The sequence below is a fragment of the Mycolicibacter arupensis genome (assembly GCF_002086515.1).
Lineage (GTDB): Bacteria > Actinomycetota > Actinomycetes > Mycobacteriales > Mycobacteriaceae > Mycobacterium > Mycobacterium arupense.
In genome coordinates this window covers 1-391 of the sequence record NZ_MVHH01000130.1, presented here as the reverse complement: position 1 = coordinate 391, position 391 = coordinate 1, and the positions used below count along the sequence as shown (strand labels likewise).

The following is a 391-nucleotide window of genomic DNA, read 5'->3' as shown; positions in this document are numbered from 1 at the left end:
TGGACTGGAATCCGCGGATCGACGATCCATCGAATGCCAGTCCATCCTCGAACACGCTCGCGTCCAGGGCCGCCGCCGGAATCGACAGGTGCTGCATGACTCCGGGCAGATCACAGAAGCGAACATCGACGTAGTCGACCTGTTCATCGGCGATCAGCTTGAGAATGTCGTCAGCAGTCTTGTCGGTCACGGTGGTGCTCTCCTCGGAACTCTGGGTGCGAAATTCGGTTGTGCTGCTAGGGATTTTGCTGTTGCGCCGGAGCGCCAGCCGGGGGCTAGGCCCAGCTGGAGCCGACCGAGGCGTCGGTGTTGGCCATGTTGTTGCCGGCCGACTGCACCTTCTGACCGTGCGAGTTGGCCTGCTGGTAGATCACCGCGAAGTTGCGGCCCA

Annotated in this window: 1 protein-coding gene and 1 pseudogene; both read right to left on the bottom strand. The window is 61.9% G+C overall.

Annotation, left to right across the window (positions count from 1 at the left end; all coding sequences use genetic code 11):
• Positions 1-190 (bottom strand): glutamine synthetase beta-grasp domain-containing protein (locus BST15_RS21015; protein WP_207572072.1); only part of this gene is annotated, 190 nt, incomplete at its 3' end.
• Positions 191-275: 85 nt separating this feature from the next.
• A pseudogene (locus tag BST15_RS21010) lies at positions 276-391 on the bottom strand (type VII secretion protein EsxI); the annotation flags it as partial.